Genomic DNA, 8,374 nt, shown 5'->3' with positions numbered 1-8,374 from the left:
AGGAGTTTCTTATGGAACTAACGGGGCAGGTTAGCATTCCTGTAGTTCGTTATTTTTCAGTTTTGAAAAAAATAGGGCTCCTCAGTAAGATATGAGTAAGAAACCACTCTAACTCAAAACCTTAGGAGGAACCCTAATGTGTTTGAGGAAGATGCTGAAGGGAGGATTTCTCTTCTTCCTCAAATACTTTTTTACGTGATCCAGGACGTTTCTGGAAGTCTGCGCAATTGATTTCATCCAACTTTTCAAAAATCCGTTCATTGAGATCTTCGAGATGAAAGCACTGATAATTTCGAAGAGGCGCAATGATTTGACGGGAAATATACCCAACGGTCCCCTCCACACTGGCCTTATCCTTGGGTTTGCGAACCCGGCTAGGAACGATAATTGTTCGATAGTGGTCTGCCCAGCTCCCTGTAAGCTTCATTGAGGATAGGCTCGCCCCGAAGGGGCTTTGTAACTCCCGTTTTTAAATTGTCCGGAACGATTGTCTCAGGCACACCTCCAAAGTATTCTAATGCATGGATATGGGCCATTAGCCAGTTGGTGGATTTCATATCCAGAAAGCCTTCTACATAACTGAATTGGCTATAAGGCAAAGTCGCAATGAAAAGGTATACCGGAATCAGTTCGCCTGTTGATCGGTCTGTTAATTGAAGTGTAGATCCTGCCCAGTCCACCTCCAGGATTTCACCTGGCTTTCGATGGATCGGCATGGTAGTCTTATACTTTTTTGCATAATTACCGTATTTTTCGGTAAACGTCCGGTAAGCAAAAGGGATTTTCCCACCCTCACGAGCTTCAGTTGCGTACTCATGATGAAGTAAAGCCAACGTCACATTCTTCTTTTGCAATTCCTTATGAACTTTTTCCCAATCGATAGGGTAGTAGCCCTTTTCAACTGCTAGCTTTTCCGGAAACAACAATTCCTCAAGCCAAGCATTCGTCTCAATTTCACTTAAGCTATGAAGACCGCGTTCTCTTGCTCGTTTAATCACTTCAGAGACGGTGTTTCTGGAGTGTCCGATACTCGAACTGATGGTTCTCTGACTGACATTATCGAAGTGATACTCCAGAATCTTCCGATAATTAATCATAAAAAAAACTCCTTGTTTAGTTGTAGTTTTAAAACAAAGAACCTCCCAAACTCACATTTTACAATAAATAATAAGAACCCATTTTGACGTAATATTGATCAAAATGGGTTCTATTCCATCAGATTTAAGTTTGGTTTTATAAAAAAGATTGATTATTTCGGAAAGCAAATCTTAGATAACAGAACACTACTTTAAACTAAACACTCTAAATGCGTATTTGCATTATATTTAATAATGTTTCTGGATTCTATTAGTCGTTGAACAAAGTCAGGATTCGCTAATAGTGGTCGACCAAAAGCTGCTAATTGTATTTCCCCTCTGATAACTGCATCTTCAGCAATTTCAGGCGTTAATGCTCCAACACCGATGATAGCTTTATCCCAAAAATCTCGAACTAAAGTATGAAGTGTTAGTGAGTGGTTGGTTAATAATTTTGTGTACTCTTGGGCTGATGGATGTATAATTTGTATTCCAGTTCTGTTAAACACGTCTATTATTTGTTTTATTTCCTCCTCTGGTTGTTCCCATACATATAAGGGAGAATCATCTTTATGTTCAGAAAAACGAACAATTAATTTTTCTATTCCAATCTCGTTTCCAACTGCTTTTAAAATTTGCTCTAAAAATAAATATTTATTTTTTCCATATTCGTCTTTTCTAAAATTGGTCCAAGAATTTTGGAATTGGTCAATTAAGTAACCATGTGCAGCATGAATTTCAACACCATCAAAACCAGCTTTCCTTGCATTTTTTGCCGCATATGCAAAGTCGCAAATTACTTTTTGGATATCTTCTTGTGTCATTGCTTTTGGCATTTCATAAGGCATGCGAATTTTATGTGTTAGTCCATTTGCTTGAATTGAAGAAGGTGCTAATGGTTGAGTACCACCCGTAAAGTAGGAATGACTTAAACGTCCAACATGCCATAGTTGTGCAATAATTACACCACCAGCATTGTGTACTCCCTCTGTTACTTCTTTCCAAGCATTCGTTTGTTCATCTGTATACAGTCCAGGGATGCCTATCGTCCCTCTTGCTTCGGGACTAATGGCAATTCCTTCTGTAATAATCATTCCTACACCATTTTTTGCACGTGTAGTATAATATTTATTCGTATCTGGATGAATAACACCTGTTTCTTGATCGGCAAAGCCTCTAGTCATTGGTGCCATAACTACTTTTGATTGCAAGGTCCATTGGTTGACTTGTATAGGTTTTATTAAATCCATTATTAACCCTCTTTTCTATTTGTTCTAATAATAAATTTATCGAAAACAGAAGTATGCATGAATGTATTTTTATTTGTAATTTAATTGATTTACTTATAAAGTATTTATAATGTGAGTAAATTACTTATAACATATAAGGAGGGAGTTAAATGGATGAAATTGATTATCAAATAATCATGGCCTTACAGTATGATGGTAAATCTTCGATGACGAAAATAGGGAAGGAAATTTCTTTATCTCAGCCAGCTATTACGGAGCGTGTGAAAAGACTAGAGGAGCAAGGAGTTATCGAGGGTTATCAAGCGATCATTGATCAAGGTAAGGTAAATAAACCGATTTCAGCCTTTTTATTATTCCAAGCAAGGCATTGCAATGATTTTGTAGCATACTGTGAGACGGTAGAGGATGTATTAGAAATTCATCGCATTAGTGGTCATTATAACTTTCTTGTGAAAGTTATTGCTGAAACTTTAGAGGCTTTGGAACAAAAAATTAATGACTTAGGGAGACATGGCGATTCAACCACTTTAGTTGTTTTATCGACTCCAATGAAGAATAGACCAATATTTCCAAAGATAGCGGGGGTTCAAACCTAATACTAAATAAACAAACTTTATTATAAATTATCTAATCTTATTTCAAAGCCACATTAGTAGTGGCATGCTAAAAGCAAGCTTCCACATTATACATTGAGATTCGGCATTATTTTTTTCTGGTCTTCTAGTCCGCAATCAGTGATACCTCGCAAACCCATATTTTACGATAAATAAAAAGAATCCATTTTGAAAAAAGATTGATCAAAATGAATTATTCTCTTATGAATTGGTACACAACTTTTTTATTGACCAATCGGTACAATATATTTATACTTATATAAAGTATAGTGTTATGGAAAGGAGACACCCATGAGCAAACGGGGTAGGCCTAGAGTATTTAAATACGACAACATTATCGATGCAGCGATGAAGACATTTTGGAAAAAAGGATATGAAGCCTGCTCCACACAAGACCTGTGCAAGGATACTGGTCTTGGCAAGGGCAGTTTATACAATACGTTTGGAAGTAAGCATGATCTGTTTAAACAAGTGTTGGAGCGCTATCAAGCCAATGGAATTCGAGATCAATTAGCCTTGTTACAAGGACCGATATCTGTGAAGTCACGTTTGCACAGCCTTTTAGCGTGGGCGCTGGCCGAGGATTTTGAACAAACTGATCAGAACGGATGCTTGTTGATTAATGTGAGTTTAGAACGACCACAAGACCCGATGGTAGAAGGTTTCGTAACTAAACATGTAGAAAAGCTCCGAGAAGCTCTCGTTAGCGTAATGGAAGAAGGCCTTCAAACGAAGGAAATTTCTAAATGCAGTTCAGCTGAGGAGCTGGCAAGCCTGTTTTTGAGCAGTTATTACGGACTGCGTGTGCTGAATACTTCTATGAAAAATCGAGACCTGTCGAATCAAATAGCCACTGGAATAATTGAGACTATCTTTAGCACTTAGTGTGCTTTTTTTTACCTTATTTCTGTACCGGACATTACAAAATTAGGAGTGATTATATGCCAACAATTATTTATGTATTGGCTTTTGCTATTTTTTCAATGACAACATCTGAGTTTATGGTGGCTGGTATGATGCCTGAATTAGCAGAAGCGTTTAGTGTATCCATATCCAGCATCGGTTTTCTAATAACTGCGTTTGCAGCGTCGATGGTTCTAGGAGGACCGGTTTTAACAGCTATATTGCTAAAAATCCGTAGCAAACAAGCGATGCTCGTTCTTATAATTGTCTTTTTTATTGGTCAGACACTTGGCGCGCTTGCTTGGAACTACGAAGTGATGATGGTTGCTCGTATTATTACAGGGACAGCATCTTCCGCAACCTTTGGTATTGCCATTTCGCTTTCTGCATCGTTAGTTGGCTCTGAATTAAGAGGAAGAGCCGTATCAGTGGTTCTTGCAGGATTAATGATTTCCATGGTTCTAGGGTTGCCTTTAACGACCTTCATTTCCCAAGAATTGGGCTGGCGCATGAGTTTTTGGGCGGTTGCATTGCTAGTATTTGTAGCAGGCATTATCATTTTGTGGAAATTGCCTTCCTATCCAGCACCTGGCACTATCCAGTTTATGAAAGAGTTGGAGCCATTTCGCAATCGCCATCTATGGGCTGCCTATGTAACTAGTACGCTTATCATCGGCGGTACTTTCGCTGGCTTTAGTTTTTTCACTCCCATATTTACGGACATATCTGGATTTTCCGAATCAAGCGTCCCCCTTTTACTTTCCCTATATGGCGGCGCTACTGTGATTGGAAATATTCTTATTGGACGCTATGCCGATCGTTTTACAATGAGAATACTTTTTTTGGGACTCATGATTTTATTCACGGCAATGATGTTATTTGCAATTGGCGCCGAAACCAAATGGATTGCCATTATTGCTATTCTATTGATTGGCTTGACAGGGGTTTCATTGAATCCAGCCATGGCTACACGAGTGATGAAGACCGCAGGTAGTGGGACAATGATTAACACCGTCCACTCATCTTTTATTACTCTTGGGGTAGTCATTGGTTCCTCATTAGGAGGAGTAGCCATCAGTGGGGGGTATGGCCTTCACTCCCCTTTATGGATTGGCGCCATATTAGCCGCATTAGGCCTGCTATCCTTACTGCCCTATTTTAAATTACAGGTTGCTGAAACGAAAAGACAATAAGTATTTCGTTTGATGCTTCAAGTTTGTGAATAAATGTACTTAAACTAAAGGGTGCGTTAGCTGAAGATCGGAGCTGTCTTTAAGGCAGCTTTTTCTTTATGCAACTATCGGGGCAGGTTAGTTCAACAAGGAATACTGCATTTGATATAGAATTTATAATGTAGTGTTTTTATGGGTACATTGAAAATTTAATTATGTCCCCTTTACGTCCCCATGGCGGGGCTTTATTTAGGACCTTAAAACATCATGCCGGCCGATTTAAGAGTATATACTCTCGAGTGAACTCGAAAGCAGGTGTTTATGCATACAAATTTGTTCCATTTTTAGACTGATATATAAAGAAGTCTGTTCGATTGAACAGACTTCCTTTACTACCGAATCGACCTATCCCTAATCTGCAATGTGAGCCAACAATCCGGTCTGTCCAACAGCGACATGGTCTGCGAGTACATGGTGGTCCGGATAGTCCCAACCATTTTGACGTCGGAAGGGGATGGGCTCTTCCTCAAAGAGATGCTCGAGACGTGAGCGCCAAGCTGCTTTCGCTGCATCTACCTCGGCTGCTGTGATGCGGCCAGTTCCGTAGACCGCATGGGTTGTTAGCACATCCATGCCGGAGAAGAAGAGAGTACCATGGGTTATAGGGAACAGTAGTTGCTCTAGTGGCCCGTTGATGCCTCGGGGTGAATAGTCTATCTCCGGCCCCCCAACGGTCACTGACAGCATTGCCCTCTTTCCTTTCAAGCCACCATCGCCGTAGCGATAGCGATTACCTTCACCCTTGTAGCCATAAGCCAACCCATAAGCGAACACCCGGTCCACCCAGCCCTTGAGGATGGCTGGCATGCTATACCACCAAAGCGGAAAATGGAATATCACGGCGTCGGCGGCAAGCAGCTTCTGCTGCTCGGATGTAACGTCTGCTGTCTGTTGGCCAGTCGAGTAGGCGTGCCCCGACTCTGTCACGAAAGACAGTCGATCGGGATTAGCTCTGGCCGGGAAGTCGCGTTCATCGAACACTGCCTTCCAGTGCATACCGTACAGGTCCGACAACGTGACTTCGTGCTCTTGCTCCTGAAGTGTCTGCACAGACACCTCAACGAGTTCACGGGTCAACGACGTTGGTTCGGGATGCGCATAAACAATCATCACATTCTTCTTCATGATTTCACTCTCCATCTGGTTTTTGTTTACTACACTTTATTATGTGTCGCATGAGTTTATATTATAATGTATAATAAAATATGGAAAGTACGCACATTAATTATATATAGTATCAAAAAATATACTATTGGAAGTGAACAGCATGAGAAATCGAAAAATTGAATTTGATTATTCTTCCAACTCTGAAGGATGTCCAGTGGAGACAACATTGGATGTAATTGGTGGAAAATGGAAAGGGATTATACTTTATCATCTTATTGACGGCAAAAAGAGGTTTAACGAATTTCGAAAACTTCATCCTTGTATTACTCAACGTATGCTTACTTTACAGTTAAGAGAGTTGGAACGAGATGGAGTGATTCACCGTGAGGTTTATAAAGAGGTCCCTCCAAAAGTAGAATACTCTTTAACTGAATTCGGAAGAACCTTGGAACCAATCATTTTACTTATGAAGGACTGGGGGGAGAAGCATAAAAACAGAGTTAATGATGTTAGAAAGATGAAAAACGAAGAGCTATAAAAATAAAAAAGAGGCAGTTCAAAGTCAAAAATTCGACTTTTAGACAGCCTCTTTTTTGTATACTCATACATTTTAAGTAAGGTTTAAGCAACGAACTTCCACAATCGGGCGCAATTGTTTAATAAGGTTCGCTTTTCTTATGGCACTAACGGGGCAGTTCAGTTTAACAAGAACAACTGATAAAATAACAATAAGTTAATTCAAGAAATATAAGAGTGAAAATAAAAAATAATGGGGGAAGAGGTAATTTGGGGAAACGTACAAAAACAATCTCAATTTTTTTCATATCAATGATTTTTATATATGCAATATTTGCAAGTATAGAAAACGTAAATCTAAGTTCTAAAACTGTCGATGAAGCATTTGAAAAATTCATAAATGGCGAATTTAAGACTGAAGTTGCTCAAAATAAAATTGGCGATAAAGAATTTTACCGAATTGGTAATTATACATTTGTGCCATTTGAAGTTGGTAATAATGTTTCATTAGTACAGTTTGAAAAAGGGATATTTGGTTGGAAACAAACATATTATTCTCAAGATGAAGATAGAGGTTATTCATATTCAAGTGTTGTTGATGAGTTAAATGATGATATTCTTTTACACGGTGTCATACCAAAAGATATAGTTACTGAAACGAAGACCATAAAAGTTAATGGAATAGAAGCAGATATTGTTATGCTCAATGATAAAACTAGAATTTGGATATTGATGAACAATAATAATCAAAAAAACTTCTCTAACATAAATATAGACTTCTTAGATAATGTTGGAAATATAATCGGTAAAATATAAATACAAATATCATTTCTAAAGGTAGTTGCTATTATTGTGAATAAGTACACTTAAACTAACGGGTGCGTTAGCTGAATAAGACAGGGGTACTCTAATGATGATAATTGGAGAAGATAATATGAAGATAGATATGGTATTTGATTATGAGATGGGTAATGATTTAACCTCAAAGATACAAGAATTGTTAAGCCAATGTTTTCAAGAAGACTATCCAAAAAACAGAATTTATTTTAAACAATTACCCCATTTTAGATTTGTAGCTTTTAACGAAAAAAATCAACTTGTAGGACAGGTAGGAATAGATTACAGAGTGATGAATCTTAACGGAAATCCTATAAGAGTGCTTGGTCTAATTGATTTATGTGTTACCCAAAACACTCGCTCGCAAGGGATAGGTTCGATGTTACTTTTAGAAATTGAACAGTTTTGTTGCAATAGAAATATTGATTTTTTATTGTTATTTGCTGACAACGAAACGTTGTATCTGAAAAATGGATACAGGTCAGTTACGAACAAATGTAAATGGTTAAAAATTGACCATGAAAGTCAAATTACAAGGGGAATAGGTTATGAAGTAATTCAGGGATTAATGATTAAAGAAGTTGGTAAGTGTGATTGGTGCGAAGGAGATCTAGATTTTTTAGGCTACCTTTATTAAGCTAACGGGTTCTACTTCAATAAGAGAGGTTGCTGCGGCAACCTTTTTGTATGAAAACACAATAGTAAAAAAGCCATGCTAAAATAAACCCTCCATATTCTCATTTTTTGTATGAAAACACAATAGTAAAAAAGCCATGCTAAAATAAACCCTCCATATTCTCATTTTTTTGATGGGGGTAAATGTACTATGTTGTTATTTA

At 38.1% G+C, this 8,374-nt stretch carries 10 protein-coding genes; 6 read left to right on the top strand and 4 right to left on the bottom strand.

Features of this window, described 5'->3' with window-relative positions:
• Positions 1 to 133 precede the first annotated feature (133 nt).
• The 3 genes from J7I96_RS27660 to J7I96_RS27650 form a co-directional block, all read right to left on the bottom strand.
• Positions 134 to 343 (bottom strand): hypothetical protein, encoded by a 210-nt coding sequence (locus J7I96_RS27660; RefSeq protein WP_214926105.1) that lies wholly within the window; start codon positions 341 to 343, stop codon positions 134 to 136.
• A 31-nt stretch (positions 344 to 374) separates the two neighbouring features.
• Positions 375 to 1,097 (bottom strand): integrase catalytic subunit, encoded by a 723-nt coding sequence (locus J7I96_RS27655; RefSeq protein ID WP_214926109.1) that lies wholly within the window; start codon positions 1,095 to 1,097, stop codon positions 375 to 377.
• A 191-nt stretch (positions 1,098 to 1,288) separates the two neighbouring features.
• Positions 1,289 to 2,326, bottom strand: coding sequence for an oxidoreductase (locus J7I96_RS27650; protein WP_214772666.1), 1,038 nt, complete (start codon positions 2,324 to 2,326; stop codon positions 1,289 to 1,291).
• Between the two features lie 149 nt (positions 2,327 to 2,475).
• Here J7I96_RS27650 and J7I96_RS27645 point away from each other — a divergent pair, with 149 nt between their 5' ends.
• The 3 genes from J7I96_RS27645 to J7I96_RS27635 all read left to right on the top strand — a co-directional run bounded on the left by J7I96_RS27645 (position 2,476) and on the right by J7I96_RS27635 (position 5,036).
• Positions 2,476 to 2,922: an Lrp/AsnC family transcriptional regulator gene (locus J7I96_RS27645; protein WP_214772668.1), complete on the top strand. Its 447-nt coding sequence runs from the start codon at positions 2,476 to 2,478 to the stop codon at positions 2,920 to 2,922.
• A gap of 309 nt (positions 2,923 to 3,231) precedes the next feature.
• The gene (locus J7I96_RS27640; RefSeq protein ID WP_214772670.1) at positions 3,232 to 3,825 is read left to right on the top strand and encodes a TetR/AcrR family transcriptional regulator; all 594 of its coding nucleotides are present in this window, start codon (positions 3,232 to 3,234) and stop codon (positions 3,823 to 3,825) included.
• A gap of 56 nt (positions 3,826 to 3,881) precedes the next feature.
• The gene (locus J7I96_RS27635; protein WP_214926117.1) at positions 3,882 to 5,036 is read left to right on the top strand and encodes an MFS transporter; all 1,155 of its coding nucleotides are present in this window, start codon (positions 3,882 to 3,884) and stop codon (positions 5,034 to 5,036) included.
• Positions 5,037 to 5,426: 390 nt separating this feature from the next.
• Here J7I96_RS27635 and J7I96_RS27630 read toward each other — a convergent pair whose 3' ends face one another.
• Positions 5,427 to 6,200 (bottom strand): NAD(P)H-dependent oxidoreductase, encoded by a 774-nt coding sequence (locus J7I96_RS27630; protein ID WP_214926121.1) that lies wholly within the window; start codon positions 6,198 to 6,200, stop codon positions 5,427 to 5,429.
• Positions 6,201 to 6,342: 142 nt separating this feature from the next.
• On the opposite strand from J7I96_RS27630, the gene J7I96_RS27625 reads away from it, so the two are divergent.
• The 3 genes from J7I96_RS27625 to J7I96_RS27615 all read left to right on the top strand — a co-directional run bounded on the left by J7I96_RS27625 (position 6,343) and on the right by J7I96_RS27615 (position 8,172).
• Positions 6,343 to 6,720, top strand: a complete 378-nt coding sequence (locus tag J7I96_RS27625) for a winged helix-turn-helix transcriptional regulator (protein WP_214926124.1) — start codon at positions 6,343 to 6,345, stop codon at positions 6,718 to 6,720.
• Positions 6,721 to 6,968: 248 nt separating this feature from the next.
• On the top strand, positions 6,969 to 7,514 hold the full coding sequence (locus tag J7I96_RS27620; RefSeq protein WP_214926126.1) for a hypothetical protein: 546 nt from the start codon (positions 6,969 to 6,971) through the stop codon (positions 7,512 to 7,514).
• 94 nt (positions 7,515 to 7,608) lie between these two features.
• Positions 7,609 to 8,172: a GNAT family N-acetyltransferase gene (locus tag J7I96_RS27615; protein WP_251029274.1), complete on the top strand. Its 564-nt coding sequence runs from the start codon at positions 7,609 to 7,611 to the stop codon at positions 8,170 to 8,172.
• Positions 8,173 to 8,374: the final 202 nt, after the last annotated feature.

Source organism: Bacillus sp. ISL-78 (genome assembly GCF_018613455.1).
GTDB classification, from domain to species: domain Bacteria; phylum Bacillota; class Bacilli; order Bacillales; family DSM-1321; genus Peribacillus; species Peribacillus frigoritolerans.
This window is presented reverse-complemented; position numbering and strand designations above follow the sequence as displayed.

Excerpts from the sequence above, each read along its gene's own strand:
- J7I96_RS27655 (WP_214926109.1), bottom strand. The coding sequence starts at position 1,097 with ATGATTAATTATCGGAAGATTCTGGAGTATCACTTCGATAATGTCAGT.
- J7I96_RS27650 (WP_214772666.1), bottom strand. The coding sequence starts at position 2,326 with ATGGATTTAATAAAACCTATACAAGTCAACCAATGGACCTTGCAATCA.
- J7I96_RS27645 (WP_214772668.1), top strand. The coding sequence starts at position 2,476 with ATGGATGAAATTGATTATCAAATAATCATGGCCTTACAGTATGATGGT.
- J7I96_RS27640 (WP_214772670.1), top strand. The coding sequence starts at position 3,232 with ATGAGCAAACGGGGTAGGCCTAGAGTATTTAAATACGACAACATTATC.
- J7I96_RS27635 (WP_214926117.1), top strand. The coding sequence starts at position 3,882 with ATGCCAACAATTATTTATGTATTGGCTTTTGCTATTTTTTCAATGACA.
- J7I96_RS27630 (WP_214926121.1), bottom strand. The coding sequence starts at position 6,200 with ATGAAGAAGAATGTGATGATTGTTTATGCGCATCCCGAACCAACGTCG.
- J7I96_RS27625 (WP_214926124.1), top strand. The coding sequence starts at position 6,343 with ATGAGAAATCGAAAAATTGAATTTGATTATTCTTCCAACTCTGAAGGA.
- J7I96_RS27615 (WP_251029274.1), top strand. The coding sequence starts at position 7,609 with ATGATGATAATTGGAGAAGATAATATGAAGATAGATATGGTATTTGAT.